A 22,472-nucleotide genomic window follows, 5' to 3' on the forward strand; every position below is an offset into this window, starting at 1 on the left:
AACTTGCATGTGTTAGGCACGCCGCCAGCGTTCATCCTGAGCCAGGATCAAACTCTCAAATAAAAGTTTATCAGGCTCAGATACTATTGTTATCTAAATATCTGGCTTTATGGTTTGTTTCTTGTTTATAAATTAACCTACTGTTTAATTTTCAAAGTTCTTTTGTCTTATTTTTGTGCTCCTTTTGGGCACTCATATATAATACCATCTATGTTATTCCAAGTCAACGCTTTTTTAACTTTTATTTTAATTATTTTTTTGTCAAAACAAAAATAGCTTATATTAGTGCATTTTTAAACACCTCAATACAAGCTATTTACATATTTAGACTTATTTTTATAATTATTTCAACTTAGATATTTCTGTATACCTATGTATATTGCCCATGCTATCTTTTCTTGATATGTTTCATCTGTCAAAAGTTTACATTCTTTTTCATTTGATAGAAAACCACATTCTATTAATACTGATGGAATATTATTTTCTTTCAAAAGGTATATGTCATCTCGTGGCTTAACTTCTCTGTTATTTGTTTTATCTACTACTCTTTTAAGTTCTTCTTGAATACACTTTGATAATTCCTTGCTATCTTGCTTATCTTTAGGATAAAATGTCTGAGCTCCATAGTATTTAGATTGTTCGAATGCATTTAGATGTATGGATACAAACATATTAGCATTGGAATTAGAGATTATTTCTTTTCTATTTTTCAAGTTCTCATTATATTTTTGTCTTGTTGTTTTATTATTTTCTTCTTTATAGAGGCTACTGTCATCTTCTCTAGTTAATATTACAAGACCTCCACTTGATTCTATAAGCTCTCTAAGCTTAAGTGTTATTGCTAAGTTGATATCTTTCTCAGATGTGCTCTTATCCTTGTTTAATGCGCCTGGGTCAATACCTCCATGACCAGCATCTAGAATTATTGTTTTATTTGTTATTGGCATATATTTAATAACATCTTCAGAAATATTTTTCACTTCAAATATTGATACTATTACTAGACATACCATAACAAAACTAAAAATTATATGTTTTATGTACTTTCTCACAACATCACCCTGTATATGTATACTTATAAAAACACTATAATATTCCAAATATTAGTACAAACATTTAAATTTCACTTTAGTATTTATCTATCTCTATTTTTTAATATTAATATATGATTACATAAGTATGCTATATTCACATATACTCTAAATTCCCATTTTTAATTAGTATCGTATAACAGGTATAATAAATTATGACAATTTACATTATGAATTATATTATTTAATAACCTAAATTCTATTACTTATAAAATGTAAAATTTTTAATTATATTTACTGTAAATTTCTTTATCCATTTCTCAATAGAACTATAATCTCAATAACTTTAACATATAATCTTTTATTACAATAAAAAGGATGTTTTTCAATAGAAAAACATCCTAATAAGATATCTTATTATTTTATTGTATATCAATCATTAACTTAAACCCAACATTTCAACATGCTTCCATATTTTCTGGATAACAGAAAATAAAGGATTTTGCTTTTCCAAAAAGATAAATAATTATCTTTTTGAGAATTGTGGAGCTCTTCTTGCTGCTTTTAATCCGTATTTCTTTCTTTCCTTCATTCTAGCATCTCTAGTTAAGAAACCTTCTTTCTTTAAAGCAGGTCTTAAATCTAAATCAGCTTTTAATAAAGCTCTAGATATACCATGTCTTATAGCTCCAGCTTGTCCAGTGAATCCTCCACCTTCAACTTTTACTATAACATCATATTTATTTTCATTACCAGTTAAAACTAATGGTTGTTTAACATCTCTTATTAATGTTTCATAGTTAAAATAATTTTCTAATGCTCTTCCATTTACTAATATATTTCCTTCACCTGCAACTAGTCTTACTCTAGCAACAGAACTTTTTCTTCTTCCAGTTCCATAATATTGAACGTTAGCCATTATAAACTCCTCCTTTCACCTATTAATCTTATTTAAAGTTTAAAACTTCTGGATTTTGAGCTGCATGAGTGTGTTCAGCACCTGCAAATACTCTTAATCTAGTCATCATTCTACTTCTTAATTTGTTTTTAGGTAACATACCATTTACAGCATGTGCTATAACTTCTTCTGGTTTTTTATCCATCATATCTCTATAAGATATTTCTTTTAATCCACCTACATAACCAGTGTGGTATCTGTAATATTTTTGATCTAATTTTTTTCCACTTAAAACTACTTTTTCTGCATTTACTACAACAACAAAATCTCCACCATCAACGTGAGGAGTAAATGTTGGTTTATGTTTACCTCTCAATACTGTCGCAATTTCTGTTGCTATACGACCTAATGTTTTTCCTTCAGCATCAACTAAGTACCATTTTCTTTGTACATCAGCTGGCTTAGCTATATAACTTTTCATAACTGTCCCTCCTTAACTACTTTTCATAAAAATTTTTTACCGTTTATGTCAAGTCCGGGGCAAGTGGACTTATTAACACATTCTCATATATTTTAATACATGTAGCCTGGTGTGTCAAGTTAATAATGAACTTTTTTAAGAAATAATCCTTGTGCTGGAGCTGTATGTCCACATCTTGATCTGTTTTTAGATTCTATTATATCTAAAAATGATTCATTAATTCTACCACGTCCTATATCAACAAGTGTTCCAACAATAATTCTCACCATATTATATAAGAACCCATCTCCACTAATTTCTAAAGCAATCAAATCATCTGTTTTTTTTATATTTATATCATATATTGTTCGTATTGTATCTTTTACAGATGAACCAGAACTCATAAAACCTTTAAAATCATGTGTACCCAATAGACTTTTTGATTCTATACACATTTTTTCAAAATCAAGTTCATACTTTACTTGATATGATATGCTGTTAAGTATTGGGTGTCTAAACTTACTGTTATATATTAAATATTTATATGTTTTTCCTTTTGCACTATATCTTGAATGAAAGTCATCATTAACTTCACATGCTTCTATAACTGATATGTCTTTTGGTAATTTAGCATTTAGTGCCATTGGTACACTTTCTATACTTATACTTGAACTAATTTTAAAATTTGCAGTTTGTGCAAGAGCATGAACCCCTGAATCAGTTCTACCTGAGCCTATAAGTTTAACTTCTTCATTCATTATCTCATATATAGCCTTTTCAATTGTACCTTGTATCCCTAGAGAATCTGGTTGCTTCTGCCATCCACAATAATTTCTACCATCATATTGGATTGTAATCTTTATATTTCTCATATTTTACCTCACCTATATGCTTCTATTAAATCGCTATAAATCTAGTAGCTATGATTAATCCTAAATAAATAACTTGAAACACACATGCTATATAATCTGCTTTTACTATAACAGACTCCCTCATTTTTGTTCTATTGTGTCCACCTCTATAACATCTAGCTTCCATGGCCATAGCCAATTCATCAGCTCTTCTAAATGCACTAACAAATAGTGGAACTAAAAGAGGTACTAGATTTTTAGCTCTATTTATAAGATTTTTACTTTCAAAGTCTGCACCTCTAGACATTTGAGCCTTCATTATTTTATCTGTTTCGTCTAATAATGTAGGAATAAAGCGCAAAGCAATTGTCATCATCATTGCAAGCTCATGAACTGGTAAACCAATTTTCTTAAAGGGATTCAATAATCGCTCTATACCATCTGTCAATTCTATTGGTGAAGTTGTTAAAGTAAGTAATGATGTCCCAATTACTAAAAATATAAGTCTTATTGCCATAAAAATTGCTTGTCTCAAGCCTTGACTTGTTATTGTTAAAAATCCAAATGACCATATCTCATCACCTGGTAAGAAAAATATATTTATAATAAATGTAAATAAAATAATCCACTTAAGAGGTTTTACACCCTTAACAATATACTTAACAGGTATATTAGCTAACTTTATCATACCTAATAAACATAATAAAACTATCATATAAGGCCAAAATTTATTTACTACAAATATAGATACCATAAATACAATTGTTGCTACAAGTTTTATCCTTGGATCTAATTTATGAATAGCAGAACTTGTTGGGTAGTATTGCCCTATAGTTATATCTTTTAACATAATCCTCGCCCTCTCACAACTCTTAATATTTCCTGTTTTGCTTCTTCTAAAGTCAATATGTCTTCACTAATGTCAAAACCTTGTTCTCTTAATTTCAATGCAAGCTCTAAAACCTGTGGAATATCTAAACCAATTTCTTTTAATTTAATAGCATTCGATTTAAATACATCTCTAGGAGTACCCATAAATTCTATTTTACCATGATTCATAACAATTAACGTTTGTGCCAACTTTGCCATATCATCCATACTATGTGATGACAATATTATAGTCATATTGTTTTTTTCATGTAAGTTTTTTATTAAATTAAAAATTTCATCTCTTCCACCAGGATCAAGACCTGCAGTTGGTTCATCTAATATAAGTACTTCTGGGTTCATTGCTATAACTCCAGCTATTGCAACTCTACGCTTTTGACCTCCTGATAATTCAAATGGAGATTTATCTTTAAATTCCTCATAGTCAAGTCCTACAGCTTCCATCGATGCTTTTACCCTATTATGTATCTCAACCTCTTCTAAACCTAAATTAGCGGGTCCAAAAGCTATATCCTTATCAATTGTTTCTTCAAATAATTGATATTCTGGATATTGAAATACAACACCTACTCTTTTTCTTATCTCAGTTAAGTTTAAATTCTTATCTGTTATGTTAAAATCATTTATAAAAATCTCTCCTGAGGAAGGTTTTAATAATCCATTTAGATGTTGTATCAATGTAGACTTTCCTGAACCTGTATGACCTATAAGTCCAACAAAATCTCTATCTTTAATCTCAAAAGATACATCATCAAGTGCTTTACTTGCAAAAGGCATCCCTTCATTATATATATGTGTTAAGTTCTTTACTATAATTGACATAATTCCATCACCATCTCATCCACAGTTAATATATCACTACTAATATTTATACCTTCTTCTATTAATAAACTAGACAACTCTGTCATACAAGGCACATCTAAACCGATTTCCTTTAACATGTCTATTTTACTAAATACTTCTTTAGGAGTCCCTTCTAAAAGTTTCTTACCTTTCTCCATAACGACAACTCTATCAGCTTCTACAGCTTCTTCCATAAAGTGAGTTATATGTAAAACAGTTATATTTTCTTCTTTATTAAGTCTTTTTATTGTTTTCATAACTTCTTTTCTTCCAGATGGGTCTAACATCGCTGTTGCTTCATCAAATATTATACACTTGGGTCTCATGGCAATTATGCCTGCTATTGCAACCCTCTGTTTTTGGCCACCTGATAACAAATGCGGTTGTCTACCTCTCAAATCATACATACCTACACTTTTTAAAGACTCTTCTACAATTCGTCTTATCTCTTTTGGCTCTATACCTAAGTTTTCAGGACCAAAAGCTACATCTTCTTCTACTATTGTGGCAACAATTTGATTATCTGGGTTTTGAAATACCATACCTGCTGTTTGCCTTATATCCCATAATCTTTCTTCTTCTTTGGTGTCCATTCCATCAATGAGAATATTTCCTTCTGTAGGCATAAGAATAGCATTTAAGTTTTTAGATAAAGTAGACTTGCCAGAACCATTATGTCCTATTATCGCAACAAATTCTCCCTTTTTAACATCTAAGCTTAAATTATCTATTGCTTTAAGTTTTGCTTCATCTGTAATATACTCAAATGAAATATTGTTTACTTTTATTATATTATCCATTAATTCATACTCCTTTTAGTAAGCAATAACTTATAAAAATCATTTTACACATTATTATATCACACCTTAGTCAAAAAAATAAAAAAAAGATTAAGCCATCAAGCCTAATCCTTTCCTTACTATACTAATTCTATAAAAGCCATTTCAGCAGCATCGCCTTTTCTTGGCCCTATTTTTATTATTCTAGTGTATCCACCATTTCTCTCAGCATATTTTGGAGCTAAATCTGTGAATAAGTTATTAACTACTGTTTCATCCATAACATAAGCTAAAACTTGTCTTCTAGCATGAAGATCTCCTCTTTTAGCAAGAGTTATCATCTTTTCAGCCATTCTACGAGTTTCTTTAGCTCTAGTTACTGTAGTTTCTATTCTTCCACTTCTTAGTAAACAAGTTACTAAGTTTCTTAACATAAGGTTTCTGTGAGCTGTTTCACGTCCTAATTTACGGTACTTAGCCATTCTTATCCCTCCTTTGCTCGCTATTCTTCACTTGGTTTTAATCCTAGCCCAAGTTCCTCTAGTTTTTGTATTACTTCTTCTAATGACTTTTTACCTAGGTTTCTAACCTTCATCATATCGTCTTCAGACTTATTAGCTAATTCTTCAACTGTATTAATTCCCGCTCTCTTTAAACAGTTGTATGATCTAACTGATAAATCTAATTCTTCTATAGTCATTTCAAGAACTTTTTCTTTTTGATCTTCTTCTTTTTCTACCATGATTTCAACACTACTTACATGTTCAGTTAAGTCTATAAATAGATTTAAATGCTCAACTAATACTTTTGCAGCTAATGATATACCTTCTTGAGGGTTTATACTACCATTAGTCCAAACTTCTAGTACTAATTTATCATAATCTGTTTTTTGACCAACTCTTGTGTTTTCTACATGATAACTAACTTTCTCAACAGGAGTATATATTGAATCCACAGGTAAAACACCTATTGGAACATTCTCTGTTTTATTTTCTTCAGCAGAAACATAACCTCTACCTTTATCTACAAATATTTCCATATTAAACTTGGCATTATCATCTAATGTAGCTATTGCTAAGTCTTTGCTTAATATTTCAACATCTGGAGGACAGATTATATCTGAACCTGTGATAGAGCATGGTCCTTGAGCCTCTATTTTAAGTGTTCTACTTCCTTCACCATCTATAGTTGCTGAAAGCTCTTTTAAAGTTAATATTATCTCTGTAACATCTTCTTTAACACCAGGTATTGTAGAGAATTCATGAAGAACTCCATCTATTTTTATAGCATTTACTGCTACACCTGGTAAAGATGATAATAATATTCTTCTTAGTGCGTTACCTATAGTTATTCCATATCCTCTTTCTAGAGGTTCTATAACAAACTTACCATATCTATAGTCTTCGCTAAGCTCAACTATATCTACTTTTGGCTTTTCTATTTCTATCATGGACAAAACCCTCCTTAAAATTCAGTAATCCACTGAGGGTAAACAAAATTTTAAAATAATTTTTAAAAGTGTGCTTATTATTTAGAGTAAAGTTCTATGATTAAGTGCTCTGCTATTTCAAGATCTATATCTTCTCTTGTTGGAACACCAACTACTTTTGCTGTCATTCCTTCTACATTAGCTTCTAACCATTTAGGAGCTATTCTTGAGTTAACTTCTACTAAATTTTTGAATTTTGCAGAAGATCTTGATTTTTCTTTAACTTCTATCACATCTCCAACTTTAACTGTTAATGAAGCTATATCTACTTTATTTCCATTTAAAGTGAAATGACCATGAGTTACTAATTGTCTAGCTTCTTTTCTAGAAGATGCTAGTCCCATTCTGTAAACTACATTGTCTAATCTTCTCTCTAATAAACTTAATAAATTCTCACCTGATTTTCCAGGCATGTTTTCAGCACGTTCGTATAAGTTTCTAAATTGAGTTTCTAAAACTCCATATATTCTTTTAACTTTTTGTTTTTCTCTTAATTGTAATCCATAGTTAGAAACTTTCTTTCTCCCTTGGCCATGTTGACCTGGAGCATAGTTTCTTTTAACTATAGCACATTTATCTGTATAACATCTATCACCTTTAAGGAATAATTTCATTCCCTCTCTACGGCATTGTCTACATGATGCACCTGTATATCTTGCCATTTATCTACACCTCCTATTTGTACTCTTATTAATTACACTCTTCTTCTCTTTGGTGGTCTACATCCGTTATGTGGGATTGGAGTAACATCTTTTATCATAGTTACTTCTAGTCCAGTTGCTTGTAAAGCTCTTATAGCAGCTTCTCTTCCTGAACCTGGCCCCTTTACGAATACCTCAACACTTTTTAATCCGTGTTCCATCGCAGCTTTTGCAGCTGTTTCAGCAGCCATTTGAGATGCAAATGGAGTTGATTTTCTTGACCCTTTGAATCCTAATTGTCCTGAACTTGCCCAAGATATAGCATTTCCATGAACGTCAGTTAAAGTTATTATTGTATTGTTGAAAGTTGACTGTATATGAGCATGACCACGTTCTATATTTTTACGTTCTCTTCTTCTAACACGTGTAACTTTCTTTTTTGGTTTAGCCATTTTCCTTTTCCCTCCTTCATCTAATTATTATTTAATTATTTTTTCTTTTTACGAGATACTGTTTTTCTAGGACCTTTTCTAGTTCTAGCATTAGTTTTAGTTCTTTGTCCTCTTAATGGAAGACCTTTACCATGTCTAATTCCTCTATAACATTTTATATCTCTTAATCTCTTTATGTTTAAAGCAATTTCTCTTCTTAAGTCACCTTCAACTAAGAAATCGTCATCTATAACTTTTCTTAACTCATTAACTTGATCTTCTGATAAATCTTTTATTCTTGTATCTGGATTTATCTCAGCTTTAGCTAATATTTCGTTAGCAGTTGCTTTACCTATACCATATATATAAGTTAAGCCTATCTCCGCTCTTTTTTCTCTAGGTAAATCTACCCCAGCTATTCTTGCCATGATCGCACCTCCTACACATAGTTTTTAGTGTTTAAAACTTCATATCATATATCAATCCTACGTCAGATTGTTCAACGATTTTAACGTTCTTTTGTTAACATCACAATATAGTATTATACTATAAAATTTAACAAAATACTAGTAATAATTTCTTATCCTTGTTTTTGCTTATGCTTTGGATTTTCACAGATAACCATTACTTTTCCTTTTCTTTTTATTACTTTGCATTTTTCACATATTGGTTTTACTGATGGTCTAACTTTCATTATTAATCCCTCCTTAGACTAAATATCAAGATAGTCTACTTCTTACGCCAAGTGATTCTTCCTCTTGTAAGGTCATATGGAGAAAGTTCAACATTCACCTTATCACCTTCAAGAATTCTTATGAAGTTCATTCTTAGCTTTCCAGAAATGTGGCATAATATCTCATGTCCATTTTCTAGTTTAACTTTAAACATAGCATTAGGTAAAGCTTCTGAAACTGTACCTTCTAATTCTATAACATCTTTTTTGGCCATTAACTAACCAGCCCTCCATTTCAATAAGTTAAATTATCTAATTTAACTTAGTAAGTTCAGCTCTTAAAAAAGAATCTGTAATCTCTTGTCCAGATACTACTCTTTTTCTAACTTCATCATTAATAAAATTATATTTTTTTAAGTGCTTAACTTTCTTTAACTTAGGTTTGTCAAGTTTTCTTTTCTTTCCATCAGCTATTAATACATATTCATTATTAATTATCTTGACTACGAAAAATAAATTTCCTTGATCTCGACCTAATGAAACCTTAACAACTTGACCTATACTTAAATTATCTGATAGCACTTTTTTCACCTACTTCTTAATTTACAACTTTGTCAATATCAAAGGTTCATGTTCAGTAATTGCTATCGTATGCTCATAATGAGCTGATTTTTTTCCATCTATTGTAACAGTCGTCCACCCATCTGATAGAGTCTTTACATGATAACGACCTGCATTAACCATTGGCTCTATAGCAATAACCATTCCTTCTCTAAGTCTTGGTCCTTTTCCTGGGAGTCCATAATTAGGTACCTGTGGATCTTCATGAAGATTTGCTCCAACTCCATGTCCTACCAAATCCCTAACTACTGAGAAACCATGTTTCTCAACGTGTGTTTGTACTGCGTGTGAGATATCCGAAAGTCTATATCCTAATTTAGCAAATTTTATTCCTTCATAGAAGCTTTCTCTAGTTACTTCTATTAATTTCCTATCTTCTTCAGATATCATGCCTACTCCATGAGTTTTCGCAGAATCACCATGATATCCTTTATAATAGGCTCCTATATCTAAGCTTACAATGTCTCCTTCCTTTAATAGAGTCTCACCTGGAATTCCATGTACAACTTCTCTATTGATAGAAGCACATATACTTCCTGGAAAACCTCCATATCCTTTAAAAGAAGGTTCAGCATTGTATTTTCTTATATTCTCTTCAGCTATTTTATCTAATTCTAAAGTAGATATTCCCGGAGAAATAGCTTTTCTTAAAACTTCATGAGTATCAGCAACAATTTTGCCTGCTTCTCTTAAAAGTTCTATTTCTTTCTTTGATTTCAAGATAATCATTTATTTTCCACTTCCTAAAGCTGCAACAATATCTTCAAATACTTTATCTATTGCTTGGTCACCTTTTATATCAGCTATTATACCTTGTTTGCTATAATAATCTACTAAAGGCTTAGTTTCATCTAGATAAACTTGTATTCTCTTAGATACAGTTTCTTCATTATCATCAGCTCTTTGATACAATTCTCCTTGGCATACATCACATACACCTTTTACTTTAGGAGGATTAAACTCAACATGATAAGTAGCTCCACAAGACTTGCATATCCTTCTACCAACTGCTCTAGATACTAATATGCTCTTATCAACTTCAATATTGACAACTTTATCCAGTACTATACCAGCATTTTTTAAGAATACATCTAAATGCTCACCTTGTGCTACATTTCTTGGAAATCCATCTAACATAAATCCATTTTTACAGTCTTCTCGAGATATTCTATCAGTAACTAAACCTACAGTTAACTCATCTGGTACTAATAAACCTTGGTCCATGTATTCTTTAGCTTTTTTTCCAAGTTCTGTTCCCTCTTTTATATTCTTTCTGAATATATCTCCTGTTGATATATGAGGTATATTGTATTTTTCTACTATTCTTGCCGCCTGAGTACCTTTACCAGCACCTGGAGGTCCAAGTAATATTATTCTCATATTATCCATCTCCATTTTATTTTAAGAAACCTTGATAGCTTCTCATGACTAAGTTTGACTCTAACTGTCTCTTAAGCTCCAAAGCAACCCCAACAACGATTAGCAATGAAGTCCCAGCTAGACTCATATTTACATTCATATAATGTGTTGTAAGAGCTGGTACCATAGCAATTATTGCTAAGAAAGTAGCTCCAGCTAAAGTTAATCTTGTTAAGATTCTATTTAAATAATCCATAGTAGGTTCACCTGGTCTGATACCTGGTATAAATCCACCATTATTTTTCATATTTTTAGATATATCTTCTGTATTGAATGATACAGTTGTATAAAAATATGAGAAGAAAATTATAAGTAGAATTTCAATTGATCTGTATGTCCAAAATCCTTGTTCTGTTGCCATACTTAAGTATTTTTGAACAAAAGCTTGAGCATCTGCTCCCATAAACATAGCTATTGTTTGTGGAAAAGCTAAAAGTGAACTAGCAAAAATTATAGGCATAACTCCTGATTGGTTAACTTTCATTGGTATATGAGAACTTTGTCCTCCATACATTTTTCTTCCAACAACTCTTTTAGCATATTGTACAGGTATCTTTCTAGTAGCTTCTTGTATAAATGTAACTCCTGTAACTGTAAGTAATATAACTACAATTAGAAGTATTATTACCCAAGGTGCAACTTGACCAGATTTAACTTGTTGTGCGATTTTAATAACATCTGTTGGTATTCTTGATATAATACCTGCAAATATTATTACTGAACTACCATTACCAATTCCTTTTTCGGTAATTTTGTCCCCAATCCACATTACTAACATACTTGCTGAAACTAATGTTATTACAACAGTTGTGATAAAAAACACACTATTTGATATTAAAGCACTTCTTACAATTCCTAATGTAATTCCCAAAGCTTGTACAACTGCTAGAGCTAGTGCTGTATATTTAGTGTACTTATTGATTTTTTTCTTTCCTTCTTCACCAGATTTTTGAAGTTCTGCTAAACTTTCAAAACCTACTGTTAGAAGCTGTATTATAATTGATGCAGTAATATATGGACTTATACCCAAAGCAAATAGTGAAAAGTTACTAAATGCTCCACCAGTAAACATATTATACAGAGAAAGTAGACTATTTCCGCCTACCATCTTTTGTATAATACTAGTGTCTATACCTGGAACTGGTATTGTAGTACCTATTCTGAATATCACGATCATCATAAGTGTATACATTACTTTTTTTCTTACTGCTTTAATCTTCCAAGCTTGTTTTAATTTTGACAGCACGCTAATTCACCCCGCCTGTACTGGCTAGGAGATTAGCAGGTTATTATACTAACTCTGCTTTTCCACCAGCTTTTTCTATTTTTTCTTGAGCTGAAGCTGTAAATTTAGCAGCTTTAACAGTTAAAGCTTTTTCTAAATTACCTTCACCTAAGATTTTAATTCCATCTTTACCTATTTTGCTTATAGTTTTAGTAGATTTTAATAATTCTGAAGTTATTTCTGTTCCATTTTCAAATCTGTTTAAAACTTCAACATTAACTTCTGTGTAAACTTTCTTAAATATGTTATTGAAACCTCTCTTAGGAAGTCTTCTAGCTAGTGGCATTTGTCCACCTTCGAACCCTACTCTTACTCCACCACCAGAACGAGACCATTGACCTTTTTGTCCACGTCCTGCAGTTTTACCTTGTCCAGTTGCAGTACCTCTACCTAATCTTCTCTTAGCTCTTACTGCACCTTCAGCAGGTTTTAACTCATGTAACTTCATGGATTGCACCTCCTTGCACTACTTTTTAAAAATTATTCAGCTATTTCAGTTACTTCTAATAAATGACTTACTTTTTTTATCATACCTCTTACTTGAGCATTGTCTTCTTTTACAATAACTTGTTCTCTTTTTCTTAATCCTAACGCTTCAACATTCTTTTTTTGGTTAGGAGTAGTTCCTATAACACTTCTAACTAATTTTATTTGTAATTTAGCCATTTTACACTACCTCCTTACCCTAGAAGTTCTTCAACTTTTTTACCTCTAAGTTTAGCTATATCTTCAACTGTTTTTAGAGAATTAAGTCCTTCTATTGTAGCATTTACCATATTTCTTGGATTGTTAGATCCTAAAGATTTAGCTCTAACGTCTTTTAGTCCAGCTAACTCAAGTACGGCTCTAGCAGGTCCCCCAGCTATTACTCCTGTACCTTCTACAGCAGGCATTATTAATATATTTCCAGCACCAAAGTGTCCGCGTACTTCGTGAGGAATTGTAGTCCCAACCATTGGCACTACTATTAGATTTTTCTTAGCATCTTCAACTGCTTTTTTTATAGCATCTGGTACTTCCATTGCTTTCCCAGCACCTATACCAACGTGTCCGTTTTCATCTCCAACAACTACTAACGCTGCAAATCTGAAGTTTCTACCACCTTTTACAACCTTAGTAACACGTCTTACTTCAACAACTTTTTCTTGTAAGTCAAGTTGTCCTGCATCTATCGGCTTACGACGTAGCATGTATTTTTCCCTCCTTCGTATTAGAACTTAAGACCAGCTTCTCTAGCACTTTCAGCTAATTCTTGAATTCTTCCATGATATAAGTATCCACCTCTGTCAAATACAACTTCAGTGATTCCTTTTTCAACAGCTTTTTTAGCAACTAATTCTCCAACTTTCTTAGCTGCTTCCTTATTTCCTGTATGATTAACAGCACTCTTAACTTCTGCTTCTAAAGAAGATGCAGCAACTAGAGTTACTCTGTTTGTATCATCTATTATTTGAGCATATATATTGTTAGCACTTCTAAATACACATAATCTTGGTCTTTGAGCAGTACCGCTTATTTTTCTACGAACTCTCTTATGTCTTTGAAGTCTATTAGCATTTTTATCAGCCTTTTTTAACACCTAGCTCACTCCTTTCTAGCGTTTAAGTTTTGGTATTATTTTTTACCAGTTTTTCCTTCTTTACGTCTGATTACTTCATCAACGTATTTTATACCTTTACCTTTGTATGGCTCTGGCTTTCTCCAAGCTCTTATTTTAGCAGCATAGTTTCCTACTAATTGCTTGTCTATACCTTTTACTATTAACTCAGTTTGGTTTGGAGCTTCAACAGTTATTCCTTCTGGATCTTCCATTTCAACTGGATGAGAGAAACCTAAGTTCATAACTAATTTCTTTCCTTGTTTTTGAGCTCTGTATCCAACACCTTTTAGTTCTAATTTCTTTTCGAAACCAGTATTTACACCTACAACCATATTATCTAATAAAGTTCTAGTTAGTCCGTGTAAAGATCTGTGTTTTTTATTATCAGTTGGTCTTTCAACCATTATTTTATTTTCTTCTTTTTTTATATTTAACTCAGCACTTAATTGTTTAGTTAAAGTTCCCTTTGGACCTTTTACTGTAACTAAATTTCCTTCAGCTATAGTAACTTCAACACCTGCTGGTATTATTATTGGCTTAACACCTATTCTTGACATGGTCGCACCTCCTTACATTGTTCATATTAATTACCAAACGTAGCAGATTACTTCTCCACCAACATTTTCTTTTCTAGCTTGCTTGTCAGTTAATATTCCTTTTGAAGTAGATATTACTGATATTCCTAATCCATTTAATACTTTTGGTATTTCGTGGTTAGCAGCGTAAACTCTCATTCCAGGCTTAGATATTTTCTTAAGACCTGTGATAACTCTTTCGCCTTCTTGTCCGTACTTTAATTGTATTCTTATGATACCTTGTTTTCCATCTTCTATAACATCATAACCTCTTATGAAACCTTCTTCTAATAAGATTCTAGCTAACTCTTTCTTCATATTAGAAGCTGGAACATCTACAGTTTCATGCTTAACAACATTAGCATTTCTTATACGAGTAAGCATATCTGCAATTGGATCTGTCATTGTCATTTTGTAGCCCTCCTTCCATTCTAATCAAGCTTCTACCAACTTGCTTTTCTAACACCAGGTATTTGACCTTTATAAGCTAATTCTCTAAAGCATATACGGCATATACCAAATTTTTTCAAAACTGAATGCGGTCTTCCGCATATAGTACATCTAGTGTATTCTCTAGTAGCGTACTTTTGCTTTCTTTGTTGTTTAACAACCATCGCTTTTCTAGCCACGGGAATCCCTCCTTTGCTTACTTAGAAAATGGCATTCCTAATAATTTTAATAATTCACGAGCTTCTTCGTCAGTTTTTGCTGTAGTAACGAATATTATATCCATTCCTCTTACTTTATCAATTTTATCATATTCTATTTCAGGGAATATTAATTGTTCTTTAACTCCTAAAGCATAGTTTCCTCTACCATCAAAAGCATTAGGGTTAACACCTCTAAAGTCTCTAACTCTTGGTAAAGAAACTGATACTAATTTGTCCATAAAGTAGAACATTTTGTCAGCTCTTAATGTAACTTTTGTTCCTATTGGCATTCCTTCTCTTAGTTTGAAGTTAGCAACAGATTTTCTAGCTTTAGTTATAACAGGCTTTTGTCCTGATATTATTTCTAATTCTTCAACGCCTTTTTCTAATCCTTTTGGATTTTCTCTAGCGTCACCTATACCCATGTTAATAACTATTTTGTTTAACTTAGGTATCTCCATTACGTTTTTATATCCAAATTTCTCCATTAAAGCAGGAGCAACTTCTTTCATGTATTTTTCTTGTAATCTAGAAGCCATTTAAGGTCCCTCCTTTCAAGCAATATTTATTATAATTCTTTTCCGCTCTTTGCTGATACTCTTACTTTTGTCCCATCTTTTACTTCATATCTTACTCTAACGCCTTTTCCTGTTTCAGGATCAAATGGCATTACATTAGATATGTGTATTGGGGCTTCTTTATTTATTATTCCACCTTGTTGGTTCATAGCACTTGGTTTTTGATGTTTAGTTATTACGTTTACACCTTCAACTAATACTTTATCAGCTTTAGGGTATACCTTTAAAACTGAACCTTTTTTACCTTTATCTTTACCTGCTATAACTACAACAGTGTCACCTTTTTTAACACGCATCATGTCCTATTGCACCTCCTTAATTATAGTACTTCTGGAGCAAGAGAAACTATTTTCATGAATTCATTGTCTCTTAACTCTCTAGCAACAGGCCCGAATATACGAGTTCCTACTGGAGTTTTATCGTCCTTTATTATAACAGCAGCATTTTCATCAAAAGATATATAGCTTCCGTCATTACGTCTTACGCCTTGTTTGCTTCTTACTATAACAGCTTTAACAACCTTACCTTTTTTTACAACTCCACCAGGTGTTGCACTTTTAACAGTAGCAACTATAACGTCGCCTATGTTACCATATCTTCTTTTACTTCCGCCTAGAACACGTATACATAAAAGTTCTTTAGCTCCTGAGTTATCAGCAACTCTTAGACGTGATTCTTGTTGTATCATATCGTAATCCCTCCTTCTTCAAAAACTACTTAACTTTCTCAACAACTTCAACTAGTCTGAATCTCTTATCTTTAGATAAAGGTCTAGTTTCCATTATTTTAACTCTATCTCCGATGTTACATATATTCTTTTCATCATGAGCCTTAAATTTCTTAGTTCTCTTAACACGTTTGTTATATAGTGGATGACGTACAAATTCTTCAACAGCTACTACTATTGTTTTATCCATCTTATCACTAACAACACGGCCTATTCTAACTTTTCTTCTTCCTCTTTCCATGTTTAAAAAGCCTCCTTTCCAAATTAAGCTCTAGTTTCGTATAACTTTCTTTCAGCAAGAACAGTTTTAACTTTTGCTATATCCTTCTTAACAAACTTTATTCTAGCTGTATTTTCTAATTGACCAGTAGCTAATTGGAATCTTAAGCTAAATAATTCACTTTTGAAGTCGTTTAATTTGTTCATTAGCTCTTCGCTTGTTAAATCTCTTAATTCTTTAGCTTTCATCCTATTCACCACCCTTTACTTCTAAATCTTCTTTTTTAACAAATTTACATTTGATTGGTAATTTATGTGCAGCAAGTCTCATAGCTTCTCTTGCTTTATCTTCAGAAACACCTGCTAATTCAAACATAACTCTTCCTGGCTTAACTACAGCTACCCAATATTCTGGAGAACCTTTCCCTGCACCCATACGAGTTTCTGCTGGTTTTCTTGTTACTGGTTTATGAGGGAATATTTTTATCCAAACCTTTCCCCCTCTTTTTATATATCTAGTCATCGCTATTCTGGCAGCTTCTATTTGATTAGAAGTTATCCAAGAAGCTTCTAAAGCTACTAATCCAAACTCACCATAAGTAACTTTGTTACCTTTATGAGCTTGCCCAGCCATACTTCCTCTATGAACTCTACGACGCTTTACTCTTTTTGGCATTAACATGAGTATTTTTCCTCCTTCCTTGAACCTAACTATTATTAATTTCCTTTGTTTTCAGTTCCTTGAGGTCTTGATCCACCTTGAGGTCTTGATGAATTACCTTGAGGTCTTGATGAGTTACCTTGAGGTTTTTGTCCTCTATAGTTTCCTCTGTTATCATTTCCTCTGTTATCATTTCCTCTATAGTTTCTATTGTCATTTCCTCTTCTATCGTTTCTTCTGTTATCTCTCTTATTGTCTCTTCTGTCGCTCTTTCTGCTTTCTTCTCTTGGATTTACACCATCTCTAGTTGGTAAAATTTCACCATTACATACCCAAACTTTTATACCTATTTTTCCATAAGTAGTATCAGCTTCAGCGAAACCATAATCTATATCTGCTCTTAAAGTTTGTAGTGGCACATTTCCTTCACTATAACCTTCAGTTCTAGCCATTTCAGCTCCACCTAATCTTCCTGAAGCAGAAACTTTTATCCCTTTAGCACCAGATTTCATTGCTCTTTGTATAGCTTGTTTCATTGCTCTTCTGAAAGCAACCCTTCTTTCTATAGCTAAAGCTATATTTTCAGCTACTAATTGAGCATTTTTATCTGTACTTCTTACTTCTACTATGTTAACTATTATACTTTTCTTTGTCATTTTTTCTAATTCAACTTTTAATGCTTCGATTCCAGCACCAGCTCTTCCTATAACTACTCCTGGCTTAGCAACATGTAAGTCCATTTTTATTTTATTAGCTGATCTTTCTATTTCTATTCTAGCAACTCCAGCTGAGTATAATCTTTTCTTTAAGAATTTACGTATATTATGGTCTTCTAATAATAAGTTTCCGAACTCTTTTTTATCAGTAGCGAACCATCTTGAGTCCCAATCTTTTATAACACCGACCCTTAAGCCGTGTGGATTAACCTTTTGACCCATTACTTTCCCTCCTATCTATTAATTATTTTTTTTCTTTCACAACAACCTCTATATGAGAAGTTCTTTTTCTTATTGTAGTTGCACGACCCATAGCTCTAGGCATGAATCTCTTCATTGTTGGCCCTTGATTAGCAACTATTGATGCTATATATAATTTTTCAGTATCCATTTCGTGATTGTTTTCTGCGTTAGCTTTAGCTGACTTTACAACTTTAGCTATTATTGAAGCTGCTCCTCTTGGAGTGAACTTTAATATCGCTAATGCTTCATCAACATTCTTTCCTCTAACAAGGTCACAGATTTGGCCTGCTTTTCTTGGTGATACACGTACATATTTAGCAGTAGCTTTTGCTTCCATTGTTATTCCTCCTTTCTTAGTCATAATTTAATTATTTTCTCTTATTAGATTTTTCGTCATCCTTATGTCCTTTGAAAGTTCTAGTAGGAACGAACTCACCTAATTTGTGTCCAACCATATCTTCTGTTATATATACTGGAACATGTTTTCTTCCATCATGAACAGCTATAGTGTTTTCTACCATTTGTGGAAATACAGTTGAAGATCTTGACCAAGTTTTTATAACTTCTTTATTTCCGCTAGCATTCATAGCTTCTATTTTCTTTAAAAGTCTTGCATGGACAAAAGGTCCTTTTTTAGTTGATCTTGACATTTATATTCCTCCTTTCCGAGCAAAAATAAATTTACTACTTAGTTCTTCTTGATACTATTAACTTATTTGAAGCTTTGTTTTTCTTTCTAGTTTTGTATCCAAGAGCTGGTTTACCCCATGGAGTAACAGGAGATGGTCTACCTATTGGAGATCTACCTTCCCCTCCACCGTGTGGATGGTCATTAGGGTTCATTACAGAACCTCTTACAGTAGGTCTTATTCCCATATGTCTTTTTCTACCTGCTTTACCAATAACTACGTTACCGTGCTCTATATTTCCAACTTGTCCTATAGTAGCTTTACAGTTTATGCTTACTAATCTCATTTCACCTGATGGTAATCTTAATAAAGCATTTTTTCCTTCTTTAGCCATTAATTGTGCAGAAACTCCAGCAGATCTAACTAATTGAGCTCCTTTTCCTGGCTTTAATTCTATATTATGAATGATAGTACCAACTGGCATATCTTTTAATGCTAAACAGTTTCCTGGTTTTATATCAGCACCTAATCCTGATAAGATAGTATCTCCAACGTTGATTCCAACTGGAGCTAATATATATCTTTTTTCTCCATCAGCATAGTTTAATAATGCAATATTTGCAGTTCTGTTTGGATCATATTCTATAGTAGCAACCTTAGCAGGTATACCATCTTTATCTCTTTTGAAATCTATTATTCTATATTTTCTTTTTTGTCCTCCACCTCTATGACGAACAGTTATTCTACCATGTACGTTTCTACCAGCATTTTTCTTTAAGTTAACTAAAAGAGATCTTTCTGGTTGGTTACATGTTATTTCCTCAGAAACTAAAACTGTCATTTGTCTTAAGGCAGGAGAAGTTGGTCTAAACTTTTTTATAGCCATCTGTTTTCCCTCCTTCGTTTGTTATAATATTACATTCCTTGGAAGAATTCTATTTCTTTACTATCAGCAGTTAATTTAACTACTGCTTTCTTAAAGCTTGCTGTTCTTCCTTGAGTTCTACCCATTCTTTTAACTTTTCCATCGTAGTTTAAAGTATTTACTTTATCAACACTAACTCCGAATACTTTTTCTACTGCTTTTTTTATTTCAGTTTTGTTCGCATCTTTAGCCACAACAAAAGTGTATTTTTTTTCACCCATTTCAGCCATACTGTGCTCAGTTACAACTGGTCTTATTATTACATCATGTGGATTAGTCATTATGCGTACACCTCCTCCACTTTTTTAACAGCATCTGTAGTTATTATAAATGAATCATATTTTAATATATCATATACATTCATAGTATTAACTAATGCAGTTTGAACACCTTCTATATTTCTAGCTGATTTTATTACATTATCATTTTTATCAGCTATAACTACTAAAGCTTTTTTAGCAGCATTTATATTATTTAATATTTGAGCGAATTCTTTAGTTTTAGGAGCATCCATGTTTAATGCATCTAATACTATAACTTCACTATTTTGTATTTTTGAAGATAAAGCACTCTTCATAGCTAATCTTCTTACCTTCTTAGGTAATGTATATTTGTAACTTCTTGGTTTAGGTGCAAAAGCAACTCCTCCACCTACCCATTGTACAGATCTTGTAGAACCTTGTCTTGCTCTACCTGTTCCTTTTTGTTTCCAAGGTTTTCTTCCGCCACCTCTAACTTCTGCTCTAGTCTTAGCAGATTGAGTTCCTTGTCTCTTATTTGCTAATTGATTTTTTACAACTTCATATAAAACATGTCCATTAACTTCTACGCCAAATATAGAATCTGATAATTCTATTTCTCCAACGTTTTGTCCACTAACATTTAGTACATTTAATTTTGGCATTGTTATTCCTCCTTTCTCTAGGTTAGTCATTATTTAGAAACCTTTACAGCTTCTTTTATAGTTACTACTGAACCTTTAGCTCCTGGTATAGCTCCCTTAACTAATATAAGGTTCTTATCAGCATCTACTTTAACAACCTCTAAGTTTTGAACTGTTACCTTTACGCTTCCCATGTGTCCAGCTAATTTTTTGTTTTTAAATACTCTACCTGGGTAAGAACAAGCTCCCATTGAACCTGGTCTTCTGTGGTATCTAGAACCGTGAGATTCAGGACCTCTACTTTGTCCATGTCTTTTTATTGGACCTTGGAATCCCTTACCTTTACTTATTCCAGTAACATCTATTTTTGCACCTGCTTCAAATACATCAGCTTTTATTTCTTGTCCAACTGTGTATCCTTCTACAGAATCTACTCTAAACTCTTTTAAATGTTTCTTTAAAACATTAGCAGCAGCTAAGTGTCCTTTTTTAGGCTTGTTTAAAGATTTTTCTTTAGCATCTTCAAAACCTATTTGTATAGCATTGTATCCATCTTTATCAACTGTTTTTATTTGAGTAACGACCATAGGTCCTGCTTCAACAGCTGTTACAGGTATAACTACACCTTTATCAGTGAATATTTGAGTCATACCAACTTTTTTTCCTAATATTCCATTCATATTAGCACCTCCTATAATTCTTACAGCGGATTACATCATTTTAGAAGTAATCATTCTAAGATAGTTACCTATAGGATAATATCTTAGGGGTTCTTATAATTTTATTTCTATATCTACACCTGCTGGTAAGTCTAATCTCATTAATGAGTCAACTGTTTTAGGTGTTGGATTAGCTATGTCGATTAGTCTTTTATGAGTTCTTATTTCAAATTGTTCTCTAGAGTCTTTGTACTTATGTACGGCTCTTAATATAGTTACAATTTGTTTTTCTGTTGGTAGAGGCACAGGTCCTGAAACTTGTGATCCAGCCTTTTTAGCAGTTTCAACTATTTTACCTGCTGAAAAATCTAATAATTTGTGATCATATGATTTTAATCTTATTCTTATTTTTTCATTCTTAGCCATTTTGTTTTCCCTCCTTTATCACGTGTTTAATTTTCAAGTTGCGTACAACTAATACCGATACACTGCTCCGGGTGTGTTGTAACTTTCAAATCGACATCAGTTCGTATTTCACTAGGATTTAATTCTTATTTTCTTAATCTCTCAAGCACACTATTATATTTTATATCATCTGTTACATTTTTTCAAGTTTTTTTTATGTTTTTTTCAATTTTATTTTCTCTTACAACATTATAACCTTAAACTTGATTATGAATCTATCTCAAGGCACTAGTTTAGTATATATGCTTTATTGCTACTTGTCAACAAAAAACAAAAAAGAGAGGTTAAACCCCCTCTTTTTTTATATGAAATCAATTAGCTTAGTAAAAGATTATTCGATTATTGTAGCAACAACTCCTGAAGCTACTGTTCTTCCACCTTCTCTTATTGAGAATCTTAATCCTTCTTCTACAACTATTGAATTTATTAAGTCTACTTCCATTGTTACGTTATCTCCAGGCATTACCATTTCTATTCCATCTGGTAACTTACAAGCTCCTGTTACGTCTGTTGTTCTGAAATAGAATTGTGGTCTATATCCATCAAAGAATGGTGTATGTCTTCCACCTTCTTCTTTTTTAAGTACATATACTTCTGCAGTAAATTTTGTGTGTGCTTTTACTGATCCAGTCT

The 22,472-nt window shown here is 32.2% G+C and carries 39 protein-coding genes, 1 rRNA gene and 1 pseudogene; all 41 read right to left on the reverse strand.

Annotation, left to right across the window (positions count from 1 at the left end; all coding sequences use genetic code 11):
• Positions 1–63, reverse strand: a 16S ribosomal RNA gene (locus IC213_RS19100); the annotation flags it as partial.
• A gap of 284 nt (positions 64–347) precedes the next feature.
• On the reverse strand, positions 348–1,052 hold the full coding sequence (gene cwlD / locus IC213_RS19105; protein ID WP_227436991.1) for an N-acetylmuramoyl-L-alanine amidase CwlD: 705 nt from the start codon (positions 1,050–1,052) through the stop codon (positions 348–350).
• Positions 1,053–1,557: 505 nt separating this feature from the next.
• Entirely contained in the window at positions 1,558–1,950 is a 393-nt protein-coding gene (rpsI, locus tag IC213_RS19110; protein WP_003421105.1) for a 30S ribosomal protein S9, read from the reverse strand.
• A gap of 28 nt (positions 1,951–1,978) precedes the next feature.
• The gene (gene rplM / locus IC213_RS19115; protein ID WP_227436993.1) at positions 1,979–2,410 is read right to left on the reverse strand and encodes a 50S ribosomal protein L13; all 432 of its coding nucleotides are present in this window, start codon (positions 2,408–2,410) and stop codon (positions 1,979–1,981) included.
• A 119-nt stretch (positions 2,411–2,529) separates the two neighbouring features.
• The gene (gene truA / locus IC213_RS19120) at positions 2,530–3,261 is read right to left on the reverse strand and encodes a tRNA pseudouridine(38-40) synthase TruA (protein WP_227863478.1); all 732 of its coding nucleotides are present in this window, start codon (positions 3,259–3,261) and stop codon (positions 2,530–2,532) included.
• 25 nt (positions 3,262–3,286) lie between these two features.
• Complete coding sequence (locus IC213_RS19125) at positions 3,287–4,090, reverse strand: energy-coupling factor transporter transmembrane component T family protein (protein ID WP_227436997.1); 804 nt, start codon at positions 4,088–4,090, stop codon at positions 3,287–3,289.
• A complete protein-coding gene (locus IC213_RS19130; RefSeq protein WP_227436999.1) occupies positions 4,084–4,950 on the reverse strand; it encodes an energy-coupling factor transporter ATPase in 867 nt (288 codons plus the stop codon). The genes IC213_RS19125 and IC213_RS19130 overlap by 7 nt, the downstream gene beginning before the upstream one ends.
• A complete protein-coding gene (locus IC213_RS19135) occupies positions 4,938–5,771 on the reverse strand; it encodes an energy-coupling factor transporter ATPase (RefSeq protein WP_227830327.1) in 834 nt (277 codons plus the stop codon). The genes IC213_RS19130 and IC213_RS19135 overlap by 13 nt, the downstream gene beginning before the upstream one ends.
• Positions 5,772–5,890: 119 nt before the next feature.
• Positions 5,891–6,232, reverse strand: a complete 342-nt coding sequence (gene rplQ, locus IC213_RS19140) for a 50S ribosomal protein L17 (RefSeq protein WP_003421117.1) — start codon at positions 6,230–6,232, stop codon at positions 5,891–5,893.
• A 20-nt stretch (positions 6,233–6,252) separates the two neighbouring features.
• The gene (locus IC213_RS19145) at positions 6,253–7,200 is read right to left on the reverse strand and encodes a DNA-directed RNA polymerase subunit alpha (protein ID WP_227437003.1); all 948 of its coding nucleotides are present in this window, start codon (positions 7,198–7,200) and stop codon (positions 6,253–6,255) included.
• A gap of 77 nt (positions 7,201–7,277) precedes the next feature.
• Positions 7,278–7,901 carry a 30S ribosomal protein S4 gene (rpsD, locus tag IC213_RS19150; protein ID WP_227437005.1) on the reverse strand — a complete coding sequence of 208 codons (624 nt, stop codon included), beginning with the start codon at positions 7,899–7,901 and terminating at the stop codon, positions 7,278–7,280.
• A gap of 32 nt (positions 7,902–7,933) precedes the next feature.
• The gene (rpsK, locus tag IC213_RS19155; RefSeq protein ID WP_227437007.1) at positions 7,934–8,332 is read right to left on the reverse strand and encodes a 30S ribosomal protein S11; all 399 of its coding nucleotides are present in this window, start codon (positions 8,330–8,332) and stop codon (positions 7,934–7,936) included.
• A gap of 35 nt (positions 8,333–8,367) precedes the next feature.
• Complete coding sequence (gene rpsM, locus IC213_RS19160) at positions 8,368–8,739, reverse strand: 30S ribosomal protein S13 (RefSeq protein WP_227437009.1); 372 nt, start codon at positions 8,737–8,739, stop codon at positions 8,368–8,370.
• 152 nt (positions 8,740–8,891) lie between these two features.
• Positions 8,892–9,005, reverse strand: coding sequence for a 50S ribosomal protein L36 (rpmJ, locus tag IC213_RS19165; protein WP_002509257.1), 114 nt, complete (start codon positions 9,003–9,005; stop codon positions 8,892–8,894).
• 35 nt (positions 9,006–9,040) lie between these two features.
• Positions 9,041–9,259 carry a translation initiation factor IF-1 gene (infA, locus tag IC213_RS19170; RefSeq protein ID WP_003421127.1) on the reverse strand — a complete coding sequence of 73 codons (219 nt, stop codon included), beginning with the start codon at positions 9,257–9,259 and terminating at the stop codon, positions 9,041–9,043.
• 37 nt (positions 9,260–9,296) lie between these two features.
• A complete protein-coding gene (locus IC213_RS19175; protein ID WP_227437012.1) occupies positions 9,297–9,566 on the reverse strand; it encodes a KOW domain-containing protein in 270 nt (89 codons plus the stop codon).
• A 21-nt stretch (positions 9,567–9,587) separates the two neighbouring features.
• Positions 9,588–10,334, reverse strand: a complete 747-nt coding sequence (gene map / locus IC213_RS19180) for a type I methionyl aminopeptidase (protein WP_227437013.1) — start codon at positions 10,332–10,334, stop codon at positions 9,588–9,590.
• Positions 10,335–10,985 (reverse strand): adenylate kinase, encoded by a 651-nt coding sequence (locus tag IC213_RS19185; RefSeq protein WP_227863479.1) that lies wholly within the window; start codon positions 10,983–10,985, stop codon positions 10,335–10,337.
• Between the two features lie 16 nt (positions 10,986–11,001).
• Positions 11,002–12,270, reverse strand: a complete 1,269-nt coding sequence (secY, locus tag IC213_RS19190; protein WP_227437017.1) for a preprotein translocase subunit SecY — start codon at positions 12,268–12,270, stop codon at positions 11,002–11,004.
• Between the two features lie 43 nt (positions 12,271–12,313).
• A complete protein-coding gene (gene rplO, locus IC213_RS19195; RefSeq protein WP_227863480.1) occupies positions 12,314–12,757 on the reverse strand; it encodes a 50S ribosomal protein L15 in 444 nt (147 codons plus the stop codon).
• Between the two features lie 32 nt (positions 12,758–12,789).
• Complete coding sequence (gene rpmD, locus IC213_RS19200) at positions 12,790–12,975, reverse strand: 50S ribosomal protein L30 (RefSeq protein WP_227437019.1); 186 nt, start codon at positions 12,973–12,975, stop codon at positions 12,790–12,792.
• Positions 12,976–12,989: 14 nt separating this feature from the next.
• Entirely contained in the window at positions 12,990–13,499 is a 510-nt protein-coding gene (gene rpsE, locus IC213_RS19205; RefSeq protein ID WP_227437021.1) for a 30S ribosomal protein S5, read from the reverse strand.
• Between the two features lie 20 nt (positions 13,500–13,519).
• Positions 13,520–13,888: a 50S ribosomal protein L18 gene (gene rplR, locus IC213_RS19210; RefSeq protein ID WP_227437023.1), complete on the reverse strand. Its 369-nt coding sequence runs from the start codon at positions 13,886–13,888 to the stop codon at positions 13,520–13,522.
• A 35-nt stretch (positions 13,889–13,923) separates the two neighbouring features.
• A complete protein-coding gene (rplF, locus tag IC213_RS19215) occupies positions 13,924–14,466 on the reverse strand; it encodes a 50S ribosomal protein L6 (protein WP_227863481.1) in 543 nt (180 codons plus the stop codon).
• Between the two features lie 30 nt (positions 14,467–14,496).
• Positions 14,497–14,895, reverse strand: a complete 399-nt coding sequence (gene rpsH / locus IC213_RS19220) for a 30S ribosomal protein S8 (RefSeq protein ID WP_003421148.1) — start codon at positions 14,893–14,895, stop codon at positions 14,497–14,499.
• A gap of 32 nt (positions 14,896–14,927) precedes the next feature.
• Positions 14,928–15,113: a type Z 30S ribosomal protein S14 gene (locus tag IC213_RS19225; protein ID WP_003421149.1), complete on the reverse strand. Its 186-nt coding sequence runs from the start codon at positions 15,111–15,113 to the stop codon at positions 14,928–14,930.
• Positions 15,114–15,130: 17 nt separating this feature from the next.
• Positions 15,131–15,673, reverse strand: a complete 543-nt coding sequence (rplE, locus tag IC213_RS19230; protein WP_003421151.1) for a 50S ribosomal protein L5 — start codon at positions 15,671–15,673, stop codon at positions 15,131–15,133.
• A gap of 29 nt (positions 15,674–15,702) precedes the next feature.
• Complete coding sequence (gene rplX / locus IC213_RS19235) at positions 15,703–16,008, reverse strand: 50S ribosomal protein L24 (protein WP_227437031.1); 306 nt, start codon at positions 16,006–16,008, stop codon at positions 15,703–15,705.
• 23 nt (positions 16,009–16,031) lie between these two features.
• Positions 16,032–16,400 (reverse strand): 50S ribosomal protein L14, encoded by a 369-nt coding sequence (rplN, locus tag IC213_RS19240; RefSeq protein ID WP_003421155.1) that lies wholly within the window; start codon positions 16,398–16,400, stop codon positions 16,032–16,034.
• Between the two features lie 25 nt (positions 16,401–16,425).
• Positions 16,426–16,680 carry a 30S ribosomal protein S17 gene (gene rpsQ, locus IC213_RS19245; protein WP_003421156.1) on the reverse strand — a complete coding sequence of 85 codons (255 nt, stop codon included), beginning with the start codon at positions 16,678–16,680 and terminating at the stop codon, positions 16,426–16,428.
• A gap of 23 nt (positions 16,681–16,703) precedes the next feature.
• Positions 16,704–16,907 carry a 50S ribosomal protein L29 gene (gene rpmC, locus IC213_RS19250; protein ID WP_003421158.1) on the reverse strand — a complete coding sequence of 68 codons (204 nt, stop codon included), beginning with the start codon at positions 16,905–16,907 and terminating at the stop codon, positions 16,704–16,706.
• Position 16,908: 1 nt separating this feature from the next.
• Positions 16,909–17,340, reverse strand: coding sequence for a 50S ribosomal protein L16 (gene rplP, locus IC213_RS19255; protein ID WP_003421160.1), 432 nt, complete (start codon positions 17,338–17,340; stop codon positions 16,909–16,911).
• Between the two features lie 35 nt (positions 17,341–17,375).
• Positions 17,376–18,257: a 30S ribosomal protein S3 gene (rpsC, locus tag IC213_RS19260; RefSeq protein ID WP_227863482.1), complete on the reverse strand. Its 882-nt coding sequence runs from the start codon at positions 18,255–18,257 to the stop codon at positions 17,376–17,378.
• A gap of 22 nt (positions 18,258–18,279) precedes the next feature.
• Positions 18,280–18,615 carry a 50S ribosomal protein L22 gene (gene rplV, locus IC213_RS19265; protein WP_009887891.1) on the reverse strand — a complete coding sequence of 112 codons (336 nt, stop codon included), beginning with the start codon at positions 18,613–18,615 and terminating at the stop codon, positions 18,280–18,282.
• 31 nt (positions 18,616–18,646) lie between these two features.
• The gene (gene rpsS / locus IC213_RS19270; protein ID WP_003421166.1) at positions 18,647–18,928 is read right to left on the reverse strand and encodes a 30S ribosomal protein S19; all 282 of its coding nucleotides are present in this window, start codon (positions 18,926–18,928) and stop codon (positions 18,647–18,649) included.
• Positions 18,929–18,962: 34 nt separating this feature from the next.
• On the reverse strand, positions 18,963–19,793 hold the full coding sequence (gene rplB / locus IC213_RS19275; RefSeq protein WP_227437027.1) for a 50S ribosomal protein L2: 831 nt from the start codon (positions 19,791–19,793) through the stop codon (positions 18,963–18,965).
• 29 nt (positions 19,794–19,822) lie between these two features.
• The gene (gene rplW / locus IC213_RS19280) at positions 19,823–20,113 is read right to left on the reverse strand and encodes a 50S ribosomal protein L23 (RefSeq protein WP_003421170.1); all 291 of its coding nucleotides are present in this window, start codon (positions 20,111–20,113) and stop codon (positions 19,823–19,825) included.
• Entirely contained in the window at positions 20,113–20,736 is a 624-nt protein-coding gene (gene rplD, locus IC213_RS19285) for a 50S ribosomal protein L4 (RefSeq protein WP_227437028.1), read from the reverse strand. Before rplD ends, rplW begins: the two co-directional genes overlap by 1 nt.
• A 29-nt stretch (positions 20,737–20,765) precedes the next feature.
• Positions 20,766–21,395, reverse strand: coding sequence for a 50S ribosomal protein L3 (rplC, locus tag IC213_RS19290; RefSeq protein WP_227437029.1), 630 nt, complete (start codon positions 21,393–21,395; stop codon positions 20,766–20,768).
• A 93-nt stretch (positions 21,396–21,488) separates the two neighbouring features.
• Positions 21,489–21,800 (reverse strand): 30S ribosomal protein S10, encoded by a 312-nt coding sequence (gene rpsJ, locus IC213_RS19295; RefSeq protein ID WP_054268679.1) that lies wholly within the window; start codon positions 21,798–21,800, stop codon positions 21,489–21,491.
• A 370-nt stretch (positions 21,801–22,170) separates the two neighbouring features.
• Positions 22,171–22,472 (reverse strand): annotated as a pseudogene (gene tuf, locus IC213_RS19300) (elongation factor Tu); the annotation flags it as partial.

This window comes from Clostridioides sp. ES-S-0049-02 (assembly GCF_020658465.1).
GTDB lineage: Bacteria > Bacillota > Clostridia > Peptostreptococcales > Peptostreptococcaceae > Clostridioides.